A 17,351-nucleotide genomic window follows, 5' to 3' on the forward strand; every position below is an offset into this window, starting at 1 on the left:
GGCCGAGAACCGTCTGCGTGTCTTCATGCTGGATCGTCCTTTTCATCGGTCGATCCACCTTATGCCCCTGTCTCGGAAACCGGGACCACCTCACCCTGGCGCCTCTCCTGGCGTGCTGTAGAGGGTTGCGGGGCGCACGCCCGGGAGCCGGGCGGTCTCGGCCGGCTTCTTTTCTTCATAGAAGAGCTGGCGCGCCTGCGCAATCTGCGCTGTTTGGTCTCGCGGCTCCCGACAGTATCCGAGACCTGCATCGTATGATCAGCGGGGCAGCCGATGCGCTGGGGGAGGGCCCTGGCGAGCGTGCGACGCGGATCCATCTCCAGCGGATGTCGCTATGGTGCGCCACGCCTGCCCGGGCTCAATGGGAATTTCTCCGCGTCGTCGTTCCACGGATCGAAGACGATCGCGCCGGACGGCCGTGCGTCCCGCACATTGCGCGTGACCAGATAGAGGTCGAAGGTGATCGCCGTTGCGGCAAGCATCGTGTCGATCACCGGCGGGGCGTAACCGCTTTCACGCTTCACCTCTCCGGAAATCCTTCCCCATAGCCGCAAGATGTCGTCGTCGAGCGACAGGACGCGTCGGCCGAACCGGTCGGCCAGCGCATCGCGCGCCGCGATGTAGCGCTGCCGGTCTTCGTGATCGGGAGGAAGGTTGTGGATGCCCTTGTCGTATTCGGCCAGCGTCAGGACGCTTATGTGGAAGGTTTCCTCCCGCTCGCCGGCCGCCCATGACTTTACCGAGGGCGCACCTCGCGGATTGATCAGAGCGGCCACGACGTTGGTGTCGAGCAGCCAGCCCTTCAAAGCTCGATATCCCGGCCACGATCCACCTCGCGATCCAGATCGAGCCCATCGAGATGCAGGCTTTCCATGAACGCGACAAATGGCGCGCGCGGCCTTTCCGGTGCGAGCCTGTCGAATTCCTCTACGCTCATGATAACGACCGCGTCATGGCCACGCACGGTCACGCGCTGAGGCCCGTCCTGGCGCGCATGCCGGACCACTTCGCTAAACCGGGCCTTGGCGTCCTCGAGCTTCCAACGTCCGGCAGCCGCGCTGCCGGCGGCTTTTTTGCTCTTGGTAAGTTCTGCCTGCTTGCCCATCGGTCTTATACCTAGTCAGATAGTCAGGTATATAGCATATCCGATGTGGAAATTCCAGATCGCGGGTCGGCGGATGCAGGAAAAATGCGCCCGCGGCCGAGATTCAGGAAAATGGTCGGGAAAGAAAGCGGATCGCGCGTAGCTGGGACTTGCGGCTAGAGCAGTGGGCGTTCTGACGAACGCAGTTTCCGCTGCTCCAGCTTTTTTCCAAGCCGCATTTGTGCAACGTCAGACGATCCCGGCTGAGTGCAAAATGTTCTAGAGCGTTGATCATTTGGGGAGCCCATCTTACGGCAGCAGAACGACCGAACCGCTGATGCGGTGGGCTTCCATGTCGGTGTGAGCCTGCTGTGCGTCCTTCAGGGCATAAACCCGAGGTTTCGCGGCCTTGATAACTCCGGTTTCGATGTTCGAGAACAATCGCTGCGCCACAGCTATTCGGTCCGATCCGCCGTGTAATGCGCAATCGAAGAACGGGTTAATAGAGCGAACCCTTAGCCTCGAGCATGTCGCTCGCGTCAGCTCAGAAAGAACGCCGCGAATTGCTGGGCAATTTCGATTTTGCCTCCTTCGGCAACGCGGCGGCAATCCGCGTTCGTGATGTTTCGCCAATCGACAAAGAGGGATGTGCAGCATGTAATCGTCAAGTCGCCTGGCAGGCCGGCTACTTCGAGGATAAATCCGTCACCCAGCGCATCATTGTGAACTCGACGGGGATGGTGACGAATGAAATACCTTTCCTGTCTTGGGTGTGCCACCGACTACGATGGCCGGGCCGCCGCCGGACGAATGCCGGCGGCAGCGCGACCTGTTGCTGCGGATACCTCAGCTCTTGGGGGGCGTGATGCCCATTTCCGCCATGTCCTGGAAGCGATCGCCAATGCGGGGATGAACGCGCCCGCCATCGGATACGCCGATGGCCACCAAAATCTCGTCACGATCGGGCGCGTCGTTGATGCTGAGGTTGAGAGTGATGAAATGGGAGCGCTGCCCGACAACCCCCTTGTGGGTCATCGGCAACGACATAAGCACACCGGGCACCCCCCGGGTGTTGGTGAAATTGAGATAGCTCGTACCGCCAACCGCATCACGGAACACGTTTCCGAAGCGGAGCGTGTGGATCAATGCGGAGCCATGCTCGATTTCACCGCCGAGGCCCACGACAGCCGCCTTGCCGTAGGCTTCGACGCGATCAGCGGGGCACAGGGGGAGCAGTCGGCTGACGAGTTCGTTTGCGAGGACCGGCGCGACCTCCAGGACCGCAGGGCGGAGATCTTCGACGAAGCCCTTGCCTGCCCACGGGTTCCTGATCACCGCAGCCACCGCTACGGCGATGACCGGACGTTCAGCGGCCTTTCCACCTTCGATGAAAACTTCCTCGACGTGGCGGACGATCTTGCGGATTTCAAGGCTCATGGCTTCCCTTCTGTATCTGTGGACGGTTTGTCCCAGGACGCAGTAGCAGGTACAGAGCGATCCGTTCTTCCTCCGAATGAGAGGAAGAACGGCATTGATGTCTCGCCGGATTGATGACATTTACTTCAAGCCGTGGCATAGGGAACCTCGGAGTACAAATTTTGCACGCGATCGATCGCCCGCTGTCTCAGGCCCTCCGCGATATAACCAGCCTCATAAACTCCAGCGTCGATCTCACCACAACGCTCAGACACCTCGTCCATGCCGCATGCCACCACACTGTATGGTCAATGGCGGGCATAATGAGTATCGACCAGACAAGTGGGCATGCTCTCGTTGTTGCCCGCCACGATCCCAACCTACTTGCTCATGCATATAAGAACCGGTGGACGCTCGTCACGAGTCCGTCGCTGGTTGCGCTGACGCGAAATGAACCGGTCATTATCCGAGACGCTCAGACGGCTCACGAGTATCCCGGATACCAGAAAGAGGCCATCGAGCGAGGCTACCGGACGGTGGTGGTCCTGCCACTCGGCTGCAAGGATGCCATGGGGCATGCCATGGTTCTTTCGGTGCAGTCGCGTGAAGTCATCGATCTTACTGAAATCGACCTGACATTCCTTGAGACAGTCGTTCATCTCGGCGCTATCGCGGTTGACAAGGCCCATCGTCTGACGACGGAACGGCTCACTGCGGAGAGGTTGCAGAATGCGCTGACCGCCCATTCCGCACTCATGCACAAGGTCCTGTCGGATGGTTCGGTCGCGTCGGCGACTGCTATGATAAAGACCTTTTTACCGAACCCGGTCGTGGTCGTGGATCTGACTGCAAATCTGGTCATTTTCGAACGCTCTCCTGCGCCCGATCTGATCGACGACGCCACATGGAAGGCAAGTTTTGACAAGACGCTGAGCAGACAGTTCTTGCGGCTGGCACGAGATGTTGCCAAAAGCGCCCGTCTGGAGCCTACACGACTTTATTTGAACTGTGGGGGTCACCACCTCAATCTGCCGGCGCTTCTTGAGCCGTTGCTTGTCGATGGTGAAGCGGCTGGCGTACTGGTCGTATTCTCCGAAAATGCCGATCTTGGAAATCTCGATCACCTCTTGCTGGAAAGCGCTAAATTCGCTCTCAGTGTTCAGATGATGCGTAGTTACGTCCGGTTTCGCAGCGAATCCCAGACGTCCAGCGAGCTTTTTGCGGAAATCGTTTCAGGGCGCTGGCGCAGCTTCGAGGACGTTGCCGCGCGGGCAAGAAGGCTAGGGATCGAGGTTGATGCTCAGGCCCGACTTGTTGCAATCAGTATCCCCGCTGACACCAAGCACCCGGTCAAAACGTCGCTCGAACTGCATCGCTCGATCACGCGAATTGCCGAACAGCAAAATCCACCGGCAACCGCGGTTGCGCTTGACGACATCATAGTCTGCCGCGTTCCAAGTGTGGGTCGCGATAGTGATGCTGCGGCCAAGGTGCTGGTCGCCAAGATAATGGAGGAGGCGTCTTGGCTCCTCGACACGACGCCGGTCGCCGTCATCAGCAAGCCGTGTTCAAGCCTTCAAGAATATCCGATCGCTTGGCGGGAATGCGAGCGCAAAATCAAACTGGCGGTTCGTTACAACCGCAAGGGCCTGCTTTCGGTTGAAGACTTTGGTCCCTCGCCAATTTTGCTTTCTGCGGTCAATTCTGAAGAGGTCCGTTCGTTCATTGAAGTCACAATCGGCTCAGTGACCAGATATGACGAAGAAAATCGGACGGAATACAACAAGACATTGGCGCTTTTCCTTGGGCATGGCTGTCGCCACCAGGCCTGTGCCGATGCAATGGGCTTACATGTGACGACGCTCCGTTATCGCCTGAGTCGGATCCGCGAGCTGTTCGGTATCGAAATTGATACGCCCGAGCGTCGCTTTGCCCTGGAGTTGGCGATCCGCTTGCACGACACGCTGGCGGACGGTTCGTCAGCCTAATAACCCGCTGCTCTGTACAATAGGAATATTCCGCCGCCCTCTCCTGCGTAGTGAAGGAGGAAACGTCCTGCGCTGATCGCTATCCTCCACCACGAAACTGGAGAGATCGTGCGCATGTCAGCGGATAGCGAAGATGAACGAAGCCCAATCGATCCGATCGAACTCCGGCGGGCATTCGGAACATTTGTTACTGGCGTCACGGTTGTAACGACACTGGATGAGGACGGGATGCCGAGAGGCATGACCGCGAACTCGTTTACGTCTGTGTCGTTGGATCCGCCGCTGCTTTTGGTGTGCATCGGGAAGAAAGCCAGCAGCGCCAAGGCGTTCGACGCAGCCCGCTCGTTCGCCGTGAACATCCTGCATGACCGGCAAAAGGATGTCGCATCTGTTTTTGCGTCCAAGTCGCTCTGCAAGTTTGATTCGGTAGAATATGACGCTGTGAATACCAGGGCTCCCGTGCTCACAGACAGCCTGAGCTGGTTCGACTGCGCGCTGCACGAGCGTGTTGACGCGGGCGATCACGTCATTCTCATCGGCCGGGTGGTCGCATTCGGCTCCAGTCCGGCCGCCCCGCTTGGCTTCTGCCGCGGCTCTTACGTGAATGTCGAAGATCCGATGCCGGCCGGCTGGGGAGCATCGCATCGCATGATGGTCTGCCATCTAGTCGAGCACGGCGGTCGTATCCTGCTGCGCGGCGACGGGTCAGGCGGCTGGGGCCTTCCCACCGAGAGCCGAAGTGGCGCGCGCAAGCGCATCGACCTCGACGAGGATGGCCGCATCGCGTCGATTTCCCTGGATGCGTTCCTTTACTCCGTATTCGATGTTGCCGACGAGCACCCCGGCTATGTGATCTACCGGAGCGTTCTGGCGGATCCGAACGGCGCCGTGGCCGAGCTGCCGCCGACGCTGAAATTTTTCGCTCCCGAAGAATTGCCCTGGAACCTCATACGGGTTCGCCAGGTGCGGGCGATGCTGCGCCGCTACCTGCACGAGCGCCAGGAGGGGAGGTTCGGAATCTACAACGATTCCGACGATGGCGGACGGATCGCGATGATCGGTGGGACGCCGCGCCCCTGGAGTTCCTTGAGTGGCGTGGCCTCCGAGCATGAAGCCGCGGAAGGATAGAACAATGGAACTCACGATGAAGGCGATCGAAGGATCGCGCCAGGATCTCTATATCGCCGGTGAGCGCGTCCGCCCCAAATCGGGACGATATATTCCGAGCTACGATCCCACCTGCGCCGAGCCCTGGTACGAAGTCGCAGATGCCAATGCAGACGATGTGGACGCTGCAGTGAAGGCGGCCAAGAGAGCCTTCAACGATCCGGCTTGGCGACGCATTACCCAGTCAGATCGCGGGAAGCTGGTGCGACGCCTGGCCGACCTGATCGCGGAAAACGCCGACGAACTCGCCGCCATCGAAATGCGCGACAATGGCAAGTTGCTCAAGGAAACGCGTGCGCAGCTTCGCGCCGCGCCCGACAGCTATCTGTATTTTGCAGGCATGGCCGACAAGCTCCATGGTGAGACCATCCCCGTCAACAAGCTGGACATGCTGAACTTCACGTTGCGCGAACCGATCGGCGTGGTCGGAATGATTTCGCCCTGGAATTCGCCGCTCATGCTGCTCACCGGCACCCTGGCGCCATGTCTGGCGATTGGAAATACGGTCGTCGTCAAGCCTTCCGAGCACACATCCGCTTCCACTCTCGCGCTTGCCGAACTGGTTGCGAAGGCAGGCTTTCCCGCTGGCGTCTTCAATGTGGTGACGGGCAATGGCTCGACAGCCGGCGAAGCGCTGACCCTGCATCCCGACGTTGCCAAGATCACCTTCACAGGGAGCACGACCACCGGCAAGCGCATCGCAAGCAATGCAGCCGGCCGGCTGGTGTCCACCCAGATGGAGCTCGGCGGAAAATCCCCTCATGTTGTATTCGGCGACGTGGATATTGACCGTGCGGTAAATGGCGTGGTGGCTGGTGTATTCGCTGCGGCGGGCCAGACCTGCATCGCGGGTTCCCGCTGCTTCGTGGAACAGCGTATCTACGACGAATTCGTCGCACGCCTGGTCGAGCGTACGTCACGTATCCGCATTGGACACCCCGCCAAGGATGAGACCGAACTCGGCCCCTTGGCGCTCGCCGCCCAGCTCGAGAAGGTCCAGCAATATGTCGGCTATGGGGTTGCTGACGGAGCGAGGCTGGCAATTGGCGGGCGACGGCCGCAGCAGGAGGCGCTGGCTGGTGGCTGGTACTATGAGCCCACTGTCCTTGCAGACGCCAGAAATGACATGCGCTTCATGCGCGATGAGATCTTCGGGCCGGTCGTCGGCGTTACGCCCTTCCATGACGAATCCGAACTGATGGCGCTGGCCAACGACACAAATTACGGTTTGGCCGCAGGCATTTGGACTCAGAATATCGACCGCGCCATGCGCTTCGCCCGCAATGTCGATGCCGGCACCGTCTGGATCAACACCTACCGCTCCGCTGCCTACATGTCGCCGGCCGGCGGTTTCAAGGAAAGCGGCTACGGCAAACGTGGCGGCTTCGAAGTGATGCGCGAGTTCTCACGGCTGAAAAACGTGGTGCTGGATTATTCGGGCGCTACCCAGGACCCGTTCGTCATCCGGCTGCGCTAGGCGCCACCTTGTTCCCAAATCCGATTGCAACATTTATCCCCAGAGGGTCATTCCCATGAAGTTTTCCATCGCATTGCATATGGAGCGTTTCAGTCCGGACGTCGACATGCGCGAGGTCGTCTCCGACACCCTTGAAATCGCCCGGATTGCGGACGCTGGCGGCTTCGAGACAATCTGGACGGCCGAGCACCACACGATTGAGTTCACCATAGCGCCTAACCCGTTCCAGATGCTGACCTGGTGGGGCGCTCACACCGAACGTATCCGGCTTGGCTCAGCCACTGTCGTAGCTCCATATTGGACCCCTATCCGGTTGGCTGGCGAGGCTGCGCTGTGTGACCACCTCACCGGCGGAAGGCTTGAATTCGGCATCGCGCGCGGCGCCTATCAGTACGAGTTCGACCGCATGGCGGGCGGAATGCCCCAAGAGCAGGGCGGAGCTTACATGCAAGAACTGCTGCCCGCCGTCCAGAAGCTGTGGGCCGGTGATTACGCACACGAAGGCAAATACTATAACTTTCCGCTGGCGACTTCCGTGCCCAAGCCGCGCCAGCAGCTGAATCCTCCAATCTGGGTGGCCGCACGCGATCCCGGCACCTTCGATTGGGCCGTGCGCAACGGATACAATATCCTGTCGACGCCGTTGTCCGCCCCGCCCGCCGAAGTCGGCGTTCTGGGCGAGAAATTCCGCAAGGCGACGTCCGATCACCCTAACGTGCCCAAGCCGCGGTTCATGATGCTGCGCCGCGCCTGCGTCTACGAGAAAGCGGGTGACTGGGAACTGCCGGTGAAACTTTCCGCCGCCTACGGCCGCAGCTTCGAAAACCTCTTCCGTAACATCGGGACAGTCGTGAACGGCTTTCCCGAGAACGTGCCGATGGAAACCGTTGTCAATCGCGCCGACTATGATCCTGAAGCGATCCGCGACAACCTCCTCTTTGGCACGCCTGACGAGGTGATCGAGAAGCTGATGATATATGAGGCCGCCGGCGTCGATCAGTTTTGCCTCGGACTCGCATTCAACCTGCCGCAGGAACTGAAGCGCAAGACGCTGGAGCTGTTCGTCAAGGAGGTTATGCCTGTGTTTGCCGCGCGAGAGCGCGACGCGGCACATGAAAGAGCTAAAGCGACGGCATGATGACTGCGCAGCCAGGCAAATCGATAGATGCTATGTTCGATGCCGGTGGCGTCGGCATTCGCTATCGGCTCGATGGCGCGGGCACGTATCCTCTGGTGTGCGTGCACGGCGTCGGATCGAGTCTGGAAGCCTGGGACCGTGTGGTCGACCGGCTCGCCCCCGATTTTCGTATCCTGCGCTTCGATCTGCGTGGCCATGGTCGTTCTGCTCGCGTCAAAGGGCGCTATGAGATCGGTGATTTCGTCCGCGAACTGTTTCTCCTGGCCGATCATGCCGGTTTCAAGCGTTTTGCGCTCGCCGGCTTCTCGCTGGGCGGTTTGATTGCGCAGCGCGCGACGCTTGATCATCCCAGCCGTATCGATCGGCTTGCGCTGCTGGCCACCGTCGCCGGACGCAATGAAACCGAAAACCAGCGCGTCCGGGATCGCCTGCATCTGCTCCAGACCAAGGAACCTGGATCCCACTACGACAATTCAGTAAGCCGCTGGTTCAGCAAAGAATTCCAGCAGGCGAATCCTGAGTTGATGGCGCAATTGCGCGCGCGCAACGCCTCCAATGATCCCGAGTGCTACGCCGCCGCTTATCGGGTCCTGGCCGAGAGCGACTTCGGAGGCGAGCTGGCGCGCATCGGCTGTCCTACCCTCATCGCCACCGGCGAGGATGATCAGGGCTCCAATCCCCGTATGGCAAGGTTCATGAGCGAGCGTATCGCGGGATCGAAACTGACTATCTTTCCACGCAGGCGCCATTCCATCCTCCTCGAGGCCCATGAAGAGGTCGCTGCGGAACTCAGGACCTTTCTGCTTGCTGGACGAAACCCGGAGAACGAACATGGATAAGAGTTTGCGGGCCAAAGGCGAGGAAATTCGTCGGGCGGTTCTGGGTGACGCCTATGTTGACGCTGCGCTCAGCAACGCCGATGATTTTTCCATGCCCTTTCAGGATGTTCTCAATGAATATTGCTGGGGCATGGGCTGGACCGACCAGGGCCTGTCGCTGCAGCAGCGCAGCCTCCTGAATCTCGGCATGCTGGCGGCTCTGGGGCGGATGCACGAATTCAAGGTGCATTTCCGCGGTGCGATGCGCAACGGACTAAGCGATGCCGAACTGCGCGCGGCGCTGATCCAGATTGGTATCTATTGTGGCGTGCCCGCCGCCGTGGAGGCCTTCCGCGTAGCGCGTACCGTGCGCGAGGAAATGGCCGCGGAAGCCGCTGGGGGGGATATGCCTCTATGATTGTCGAAGAACGCATCTACCGGATCAAGGCCGGCAAGCTTACCCGCTACCTGCAGCTTGTACGCGAGGAAGGGCTTGCCATCCAACAGCCGATTCTGGGCAATCTCATCGGCTATTTCCAGACCGAAATCGGGCCACTCAATCACGTGATTCATCTGTGGGGCTACCGGGATCTCGGTGATCGCGCCGATCGGCGCAAACGCCTCGCAGCCGATCCCGCATGGCAGGCTTTTATCCCGAAACTGTCTGAAAACATCGATATGCTCGACAACCGCATCCTCCTTCCAACGGATTTCTCCCCGTTGCGTTGAGGAAGACGATCGTTCTCCCTGCTTTCCTAACAACAGCCTGGGATCAAACGGCTCTTGCCTGGCGCAACGGAGGGAACGATCGGCCATGCCGCAAAATGGTGCTTTTGGAGAGGCCCTCGTTCTCGAAGAAATAGGATCCTGCCCGTTTGATACCGTTTCGAGGAAACCTGCTCCGGTTAGTAGTACGATTTCGATATGGAAGGCATTGCGGCTGAAAGTTAGGCTTTCCTTGTTTCGGTCGGATCGCTCGGCCGCTCCCATCTTCAACAAGAGGTTACCAGATGACTGATCCAGTTCGACGCCCTGCATTCCGGTTTACGGCCAATGACAGTTTGCAGTACCACTTTTTTGCGGACAACCGACTTTTCTCGATCCGTATGGCCTATCGGGGCGGGCACTGGACTCACGCTGCCTGGATTTATGATGGATCAGCTCGAGAGATTGCCAAAAGCCCCAATCTCTGGGTCCAATCTGATAGTCCGTATCTGGACATTCAGTCTGACATTGCCGAGGTCCGCGACGAAGACGGTGAAATCGTCGTCATTGTCCATGCAGCGTCAAGCGAGGATTCCTTCGAGGCTCGGGTCCGTCCACTGAACACACTTACCTGGATGGACACCTTGTCGGAATCGAACGAGGAAGTTCTCCACCTGCCGGATCTGACGGGCACATTGAAGTTCCGTGGCAAGACCTATGACACCAAGGGTTATTGCAAGCATGTGATGTGGCATACGGGTCCAAGATACACGGGTTACCGTTTTCTACATGGCTTCGTGGATGACGGCGAACTGGCGATCTGGTCCGCCGACGCTGTGTTTGCTTACCAGAAATATGACTACTTCAAGATGGCGAAGCCGGACGGCACGATCATCGCCGCCGACTATGAACAATCGTCGCATAAGCAAAATACGGTCTATGCGCGTATTGGGGAGCGGGCGATCAAGGTCGATTTCGAAGAACTGGGCATGTGGGAACTTCCGATCGTCAACTCGTCATCGGACATGGTCATCATGCAGCGTTACGGCAATATTCGCTATACTGAAGGATCGGTTGTGAAGACCGGCTTTGCCCTCACCGAATATGGATTCGGCAAGTACAGTGATATCAAGCTCTGATTCCACTGTCCGTCTCTATCTGCACCCCCGCCACGGCGAGGGTGCAGCACCAAGGGAAGCGGACTGACGGCAAATGGCAGGAGCCGTATTTCTCCAGCGATACGGAGAATAATTTCCAGGGGAATGGCCTCTTGTCTGTATTCCCTGCCGAGCGTGGAAAGGAATTCCTATGAACGGGGCCGACACCCTGTGCGATGTTCTGTTGGCCAACAAGGTTGATGTTTGCTTCGCCAATCCCGGAACATCGGAAATGCACTTCGTGGCTGCGCTTGATCGTAAACCGCAGATGCGTTGTATTCTCGGCTTGTTTGAGGGCGTCGTCACCGCCGCTGCCGATGGATATGGCCGCATGGCGGACAGGCCGGCGGCAACATTGCTGCATCTGGGGCCAGGTTTGGCCAATGGCCTGGCGAACCTGCACAATGCCCGCCGCGCCCGCACGCCAATGATCAATATAGTTGGTGACCATGCGACGTTTCATCTCGAACATGACGCGCCGCTGACGACTGACATAGAAAGCCTCGCGAGACCCATGTCCCAATGGGTCGGAAGGGTTGCCGATGCGCAGGACGTTCGCAGATGCACGGAAGCCGCCTATCTGGCGGCCATGCGTATGCCGGGCATATCCACAATGATCTTGCCCGCCGATGCGGCATGGACCAATGTGACGCCCGGCATCGAAGTTCCGATAGATCTGCCGCCTCTTTCAGCCATTGCTCCCGAAAAATTGCGCGCGGCAGCGGACCTTCTGCGGGGGCGCAAGGCCGCTATCATCTTGGGCGGAAAGGCGATGCGGGGCGAAGCGCTGCGCATGGCAGGCAGGATTGCGAAAGCCAGGGGCATTCCGCTATTCTCGCACAACGCCTCACGCATGGAGCGCGGAGCCGGACGTGTGGCGGTGCGGCCCATACCCTACAATGTGGATCAGGCCGTCCGGACCTTGGCTGGCTTTGAAGCCGTGGTTTGCATAGGCGCTCGAAGCCCGGTCGCATTTTTCGCATATCCTGGCAAGCCCGGCACTCTGCTGCCGACGGGTTGCGCCGCCGTCGAACTCGCTGGCGACGAGCATGATTACGTTTCTGTCCTGGAAGAGTTGACGGTTGAACTCGGCGTCGCGATCAATGCTCCGTTCGACACGAACTCACTCACCACACGCGACCTCCCGTTGCCATCCGGAAAACTGGACCCGGATACTCTCACCATGGCCCTCGCGCGCTTTTTGCCGGAAAATGCAATTTTGTGTGACGAATCCATTTCATCGGCCGGACGCATGGCCGAACTTGCGCCGTTCGCTCCTCCGCACGACCTCTTGCGGCTTACAGGAGGAGCGATTGGAATAGGTATTCCGCTGTCGGTCGGCGCGGCCGTCGCCTGCCCCGATCGGAAGGTGATCGTATTGCAGGCCGACGGTAGCGGCATGTACACCGCGCAGGGGCTCTGGACCCAGGCACGAGAAAATCTGGACATACTGACGATCGTCCTCGCAAATCGCGGCTACTCCATCCTCAAGGGTGAAATGCGGAATGTCGGGGTGAACGAATTTGGCCGGAATGCCCGGCTCATGTTGGAGGTGGACAATCCAGCGATAGACTGGTGCTCCCTTGCCAAAGGCATGGGTGTTGAGGCAGGGCGTGCCGAAACCGTGGAAGAGTTCGTCAGCCTGCTGCGCGCCGGGATGGCGCGGCGCGGCCCGTTTCTGATAGAGGCGGTGCTGTAGCCCATCTGTACGCAAAATGTCGGGGGCTCCCAGCCTCCCGCTCACTCGATTTTCAATTTTCGAATCCGAAGCGCCAATGAAAGCGCGAAGCGGTGATCTTCGTTACCGTCAAGGTCCAGATCGAAGAGTTCCTTCAGGCGATTCAGCCGATAGCGCAGTGTTGAAACATGAATTTCCAACGCGTCGGCGGCCGCCTGATAGCGGCATGCATGATGCAGGAATGCCTCGCCGCAAGCAAGTAAGGCGCCCCCCTTTGAGTTATCGTGAGCTTCAATCGGCTCTATTGTTTCTGCCAGATATCTGGAGATTGCCTCGTCGCCCAATGCTGCGATTAAGACCGCGAAAACGCCAAAATCATCATTTTTCACCAACCCGGTGCGCTTGAAGAGCCTGGCCAGCCGAAACACCTCAAGGCACTGCGTCCGTACGGTCTTGTAGTCGCCGGGCGATGCGCAGATATGGCTTGCCACCATGGCGACTTCGGTTCCGAGACGCCACTGGATCTGCTGCGCCACCTCCTGTGACAGACGCCTGAGCGTGCGGTCGTCTTCCCTCTTGTCATATGGGTATAGAATGAAGAGGACGTTGGAGTTGATGCATGCCGTCGCTGCCGGAACGATCTGTCGGATCGCCTGCTCTATGGAGCGTAAGGGAGGAGGATCAGCAGAAATCACCGGAAGCAGGTCAACCGCCAAAAAGCGCATTCGTGCCTTAATGTCGATTCCGAGCCGCTCGGCCATGAGCTGAACGCTTTGCCCACCCCGCCAATCTCCATCGAACAAGTAGCCCAGAAATTCGGAGAAGTCGGTGCTCTTCTGCGTCCACTGTGCATAGGTTCGCATCAGATGAGCCGAAAGTGCAAACTGTGCGCCTTGAGCGACCAATGATTCAAAGTCGGTCAGACGTTTTTCGCCAAGCATTATAGCCAGTCCACCTGCCGTTTGATCACTAACCGACATTGGCTGGATAAAAGCATCCATTTCAATCTGTTTGCCTTCATTCAGAGAGATGGAGATTCTGCTTGTCGAATCCTGTTTGGGCTCCGTTACAATAAGTCGTCGGATTTCCGCATCCAGCAGCTCGATGGCGGCAGATCTCTGCTCACTCGGCAGCTTCATCACCGAGTCCGGATAGCGGGACCACAAGAACAAATCTGAAATACAATCATAAAAGGCGACTGGAAGGTGGAGATACGCTTGAATAAGGCTGATTAATTCCGCTAGCGTGCATCCAGATATTACGCGGCTCATCAGGGTTGAATTTATTTCAAGTGTCTGATGCAAATTATCATTTGCTGTCTGCTCGGCGCGGAAAAGCTTAAATTTTTCAACGGCAATCGAGATCATGTGGGCGATTGTGAAAAGGTTGTCCAGTTTTGCAGCTGTGACCTTGGAAAGGTCGCGTGCCGACACCGTAAAGACCATCTCACGACCGTCGACGTCGCGCGAGGACAGAGGCAGCAGGACTATCGTCTTCAGCTTGTGACGGACGGAAAACTCCCGGTAGGCCGAATATCGCTGATCGTTTTGTGCATCGGCAAGAATGATCGCCTCACCCTTCTCCGCCACGTTTAGGGTCGGGCTGCTGACAAGATTCCAGGCTGTTTCAGCGATTTCATCGTTCGGGAAGGCGCGGTCGTGGAGGGCGACGCAACGGGACAGGCCATTTTTCCGGTCAACTATCAGGATGCTGCAGCGTCCCCAGTCGCTCTGCTGGCACACCGTCTGCACGATCCGCGTCAGCATGCCTTCGTAATCGTTGCTCATATTAATGAGATTGGCCACTTCGCGGACGGTGCGAAGTGTCTTTTCTTCGGAATCTAACGGGAGTTCGTGGAGTTGGCGAGCAATCTCCGGCGCATTCGGTTCGTCGATCTCATCCGTGCCTGAAAAGGACCCCATTTCTCATCTCCATAAGGCGGGCAGAATAGCATTGCGGCCTAGTTCCAAGCAGCGCCCATTTTCGTCAAATCGTCAGCATCTTTAGCTATATTTTGGGTGATTCATACAGTGCCGCATCGATGGTGAGGCGTCTATAACGTCTGAGAGAACGTAGATTCTGTGCATAAAAACATAAAAGAGGGTGCAGCTCATGATCACACGCAGGCAGTTTGTTAAAGTCGGAGCCATCGGCGTTGCGGGGCTGGGGCTTTTTCGCCCTGGCGCGCCTGCCGTGGCGGCGCCCGCTCGCGGCGGCACTCTGACGGTGGCTCTGATTGCGGATCCGCGCAGTCTTGATCCTCATCTCACCGGAAATCTACAGGGGCGCGCGACCGTCCGCGCCATCCATGATTCGCTCCTGGCCGTTGACGAAGGCGGAAACCTTGCTCCGATGCTGGTTGAGCGCTGGGAGCAGCCCGATCCCAGGACATACCTGCTGCATCTGCGCCCGGGTGTGAAATTCCATGATGGCACTGACTTTGATGCGGAAGCGGTCATCTATAATTTCAAGCGCATCCAAAACCCGGATATCAGCTCGATCCGCGCCGGCGAAATCAAGGTGCTGGAGAGTATGGAAGCGGTCGACAGCCTTACTGTTAAGCTGACACTCCAGTATCCGTTCGCCGCTTTCCTGTACGCCCTGACCGACGTGGTGGGCTGCATCGGCTCACCCGCCGCGTTCGAAAAGTACGGCAAAGAGCAGTCAGGGCTGAATCCGGTTGGCGCGGGTCCATTCCGCTTCGTGCACTACGCGCAGGACACTGAAACGGTCCTCGAGAGAAATCCCGACTACTGGGATTCCGAGCGTCCCTACCTCGACAGGATCATCCTGCGCCCGATCCCCAGCGATAGCACCAGACTTACTGAACTGAAGACCGGCGGCGTGGATATCGCGGAGGAACTGCCGCTGCAGAATATCGCCGGGCTGCGCAATGAAACGAATTTCGCCGTTTCCGAACGCATCGGCTTCCGCTGGGAATACTTTTCCTTCAACGCCAGAAGCGAATATCCGGGCAGCAACAAGAAACTGCGCCAGGCGTTCCAATGGGCAATCGACCGCGAAGCCCTGCATCGGGCCGCATATTTTGGAACCGGCTCTGTCGGCTATAGCGCCATCCTTCCCGGCAATCCGTTCTACGATGCGGACTACGCTCCATTCTCCTTCGATCAGGACAAGGCCAAGCGGCTCCTGGATGAGTCCGGGCTCGGATCGGTCGAGATCACCACCTACCTGCGCCCCGAGGCCGTCAAACAGCGTGCCGCGCAGATCTTCCAGTCGATGGCTGCGGATGTCGGCGTCAAGGTGAACCTTGAGCAGGTCGACTATGCAAACCATCGAAATAAGCTTTTTGGTGGTACGTTGCCGCTTGATCTTCACGGCTGGTGGGGATATCGCCCCGATCCGGATCAGTACTTGTCCATCCTCCTGCAGTCCGAAGGCTCGTACGCGAAGGCCTTTGCCTGTGCGAGCCCCGAGATGGACGCCCTGTTCCTGCAGCAGCGCGGTGAACTGGACCCGGGCAAGAGAAAGCAGGTCTTCGACCAGATCACCGCCGGGGTGAGCGACGATTCAATCTACATCCCTTGGCACTACAGCTCCGATTTCAAGGGCATCGGTAAGCGGGTCCAGGGCTTCGTCCACAAGCCTGACTCGATCATCGACTTCACGCGGATTTCTGTAACCGCGTGACGCGCGGCCGCCACTTCTGCTTGAGATCATTCGTGTATTGCGCAATTCAGCGACACGACGCGACACCCCAGACGGGGTGTCGCAGCCATTCATCTCGACGGGGAGCTTGATGCTTTCACTCATCACCAGGCGCGTTATCGCCACCATACCCGTCCTGTTCCTGGTTTCCGTGGCCGTCTTCGGGCTTATGCGCCTTTTGCCCGGCGACGTTACCGACCTGATCCTAAGTGATGCTCAGGCCAATGTGAGCGAAGAACAAGTCGCGGAACTGCGCCGTCAGTACGGCATCGATCAGCCGGTCTATATCCAGTATGCGAAATGGGTCGGGCGGCTGGCTACCGGCGATCTGGGCGTCTCGTTCCGAAACAAGCAGGATGTCGGGCAGATCATCCTCCCAAGACTGTGGCCGACACTGCAGATCGGCCTTATGGCCATTCTGCTTGCAACAGCAGTCGGCGTCCCCCTTGGAGCGCTGAGCGCCTCCTTCCCCAATTCCCTATGGGACAAGCTGGGATCATTGATCACCTTTGTCGGCGCATCAACGCCCTATTTTCTTGCAGGCGGCGTGTTGATCTACGTGGTTTCGCTCCAGTTCAATCTGTTGCCTCCATCCGGCTATGTCTCGCCCTTGGTTGATTTCCAGGAGAGCCTGCGGCGATCAATCATGCCTGCGGTGACAATCAGTCTGAGTCTGGCAGCGATCATCCTGCGGCAATCGCGGGCAAGTTTCAGCGATGTCCTGCAACTGCCATATATCCGCACAGCGTATGCAAAGGGTCTCTCGAAAAGCACGGTGGTCCTGAAGCATGCTCTCAAGAATGCGCTTTTGCCAGTCGTGACGATCCTTGGGCTACAGCTTGGTCTTGTCTTCAGCGGCGCTGTCGTGACCGAGACGGTATTCGCCGTGCCGGGCATCGGACGTCTGCTGGTTGATTCAATCTTGGGGCGGGACTACCCTGTCGTTCAGGCCCTGGTCATGATCATCGCCGTCGCCGTGACCTTCTCCACATTGCTGGTCGACATCGTCTACGGCGCACTTGATCCCCGCTCCTCCCGTTCCTAGATCGGCGTG

At 58.4% G+C, this 17,351-nt stretch carries 16 protein-coding genes; 12 read left to right on the plus strand and 4 right to left on the minus strand.

Translation table 11 applies throughout. The features are described from left to right. Positions 1-332 precede the first annotated feature (332 nt). Together ABID44_RS16300 and ABID44_RS16305 are read right to left on the minus strand one after the other, a co-directional pair. Positions 333-806, minus strand: a complete 474-nt coding sequence (locus tag ABID44_RS16300; RefSeq protein WP_354152766.1) for a type II toxin-antitoxin system VapC family toxin — start codon at positions 804-806, stop codon at positions 333-335. Further along, a complete protein-coding gene (locus ABID44_RS16305; RefSeq protein WP_354152767.1) occupies positions 803-1,105 on the minus strand; it encodes a type II toxin-antitoxin system Phd/YefM family antitoxin in 303 nt (100 codons plus the stop codon). Before ABID44_RS16305 ends, ABID44_RS16300 begins: the two co-directional genes overlap by 4 nt. A gap of 506 nt (positions 1,106-1,611) precedes the next feature. Here ABID44_RS16305 and ABID44_RS16310 point away from each other — a divergent pair. After that, positions 1,612-1,950 (plus strand): hypothetical protein, encoded by a 339-nt coding sequence (locus ABID44_RS16310; protein WP_354152768.1) that lies wholly within the window; start codon positions 1,612-1,614, stop codon positions 1,948-1,950. Here ABID44_RS16310 and ABID44_RS16315 read toward each other — a convergent pair. Then, positions 1,931-2,521, minus strand: a complete 591-nt coding sequence (locus ABID44_RS16315) for an amino acid synthesis family protein (protein WP_354152769.1) — start codon at positions 2,519-2,521, stop codon at positions 1,931-1,933. The genes ABID44_RS16310 and ABID44_RS16315 overlap by 20 nt on opposite strands. Positions 2,522-2,634: 113 nt before the next feature. Here ABID44_RS16315 and ABID44_RS16320 point away from each other — a divergent pair, with 113 nt between their 5' ends. The 9 genes from ABID44_RS16320 to ABID44_RS16360 all read left to right on the plus strand — a co-directional run bounded on the left by ABID44_RS16320 (position 2,635) and on the right by ABID44_RS16360 (position 12,649). After that, positions 2,635-4,488: a helix-turn-helix domain-containing protein gene (locus ABID44_RS16320; RefSeq protein ID WP_354152770.1), complete on the plus strand. Its 1,854-nt coding sequence runs from the start codon at positions 2,635-2,637 to the stop codon at positions 4,486-4,488. A gap of 114 nt (positions 4,489-4,602) precedes the next feature. Then, on the plus strand, positions 4,603-5,616 hold the full coding sequence (locus ABID44_RS16325; RefSeq protein ID WP_354152771.1) for a flavin reductase: 1,014 nt from the start codon (positions 4,603-4,605) through the stop codon (positions 5,614-5,616). Positions 5,617-5,620: 4 nt separating this feature from the next. Beyond that, entirely contained in the window at positions 5,621-7,132 is a 1,512-nt protein-coding gene (locus ABID44_RS16330; protein ID WP_354152772.1) for an aldehyde dehydrogenase, read from the plus strand. Between the two features lie 55 nt (positions 7,133-7,187). After that, on the plus strand, positions 7,188-8,270 hold the full coding sequence (locus tag ABID44_RS16335; RefSeq protein WP_354152773.1) for an LLM class flavin-dependent oxidoreductase: 1,083 nt from the start codon (positions 7,188-7,190) through the stop codon (positions 8,268-8,270). Further along, positions 8,267-9,109 carry an alpha/beta fold hydrolase gene (locus tag ABID44_RS16340; protein WP_354152774.1) on the plus strand — a complete coding sequence of 281 codons (843 nt, stop codon included), beginning with the start codon at positions 8,267-8,269 and terminating at the stop codon, positions 9,107-9,109. Before ABID44_RS16335 ends, ABID44_RS16340 begins: the two co-directional genes overlap by 4 nt. Then, positions 9,102-9,506, plus strand: coding sequence for a carboxymuconolactone decarboxylase family protein (locus ABID44_RS16345; RefSeq protein WP_354152843.1), 405 nt, complete (start codon positions 9,102-9,104; stop codon positions 9,504-9,506). Before ABID44_RS16340 ends, ABID44_RS16345 begins: the two co-directional genes overlap by 8 nt. After that, positions 9,503-9,817, plus strand: a complete 315-nt coding sequence (locus ABID44_RS16350) for an NIPSNAP family protein (RefSeq protein WP_354152775.1) — start codon at positions 9,503-9,505, stop codon at positions 9,815-9,817. The genes ABID44_RS16345 and ABID44_RS16350 overlap by 4 nt, the downstream gene beginning before the upstream one ends. 281 nt (positions 9,818-10,098) lie before the next feature. Continuing rightward, positions 10,099-10,932, plus strand: coding sequence for a hypothetical protein (locus ABID44_RS16355; RefSeq protein ID WP_354152776.1), 834 nt, complete (start codon positions 10,099-10,101; stop codon positions 10,930-10,932). A gap of 169 nt (positions 10,933-11,101) precedes the next feature. Next, positions 11,102-12,649 carry an acetolactate synthase large subunit gene (locus ABID44_RS16360; protein ID WP_354152777.1) on the plus strand — a complete coding sequence of 516 codons (1,548 nt, stop codon included), beginning with the start codon at positions 11,102-11,104 and terminating at the stop codon, positions 12,647-12,649. A 41-nt stretch (positions 12,650-12,690) separates the two neighbouring features. On the opposite strand, the gene ABID44_RS16365 is transcribed toward ABID44_RS16360, so the two are convergent. Next, complete coding sequence (locus tag ABID44_RS16365) at positions 12,691-14,550, minus strand: helix-turn-helix domain-containing protein (RefSeq protein ID WP_354152778.1); 1,860 nt, start codon at positions 14,548-14,550, stop codon at positions 12,691-12,693. 190 nt (positions 14,551-14,740) lie between these two features. Here ABID44_RS16365 and ABID44_RS16370 point away from each other — a divergent pair, with 190 nt between their 5' ends. Both ABID44_RS16370 and ABID44_RS16375 read left to right on the plus strand, forming a co-directional pair. Further along, complete coding sequence (locus tag ABID44_RS16370) at positions 14,741-16,279, plus strand: ABC transporter substrate-binding protein (protein WP_354152779.1); 1,539 nt, start codon at positions 14,741-14,743, stop codon at positions 16,277-16,279. 109 nt (positions 16,280-16,388) lie between these two features. Next, positions 16,389-17,342: an ABC transporter permease gene (locus ABID44_RS16375; protein WP_354152780.1), complete on the plus strand. Its 954-nt coding sequence runs from the start codon at positions 16,389-16,391 to the stop codon at positions 17,340-17,342. Positions 17,343-17,351: the final 9 nt, after the last annotated feature.

Source organism: Aquamicrobium ahrensii (genome assembly GCF_040545755.1).
Classification (GTDB): Bacteria; Pseudomonadota; Alphaproteobacteria; order Rhizobiales; family Rhizobiaceae; genus Mesorhizobium; species Mesorhizobium ahrensii.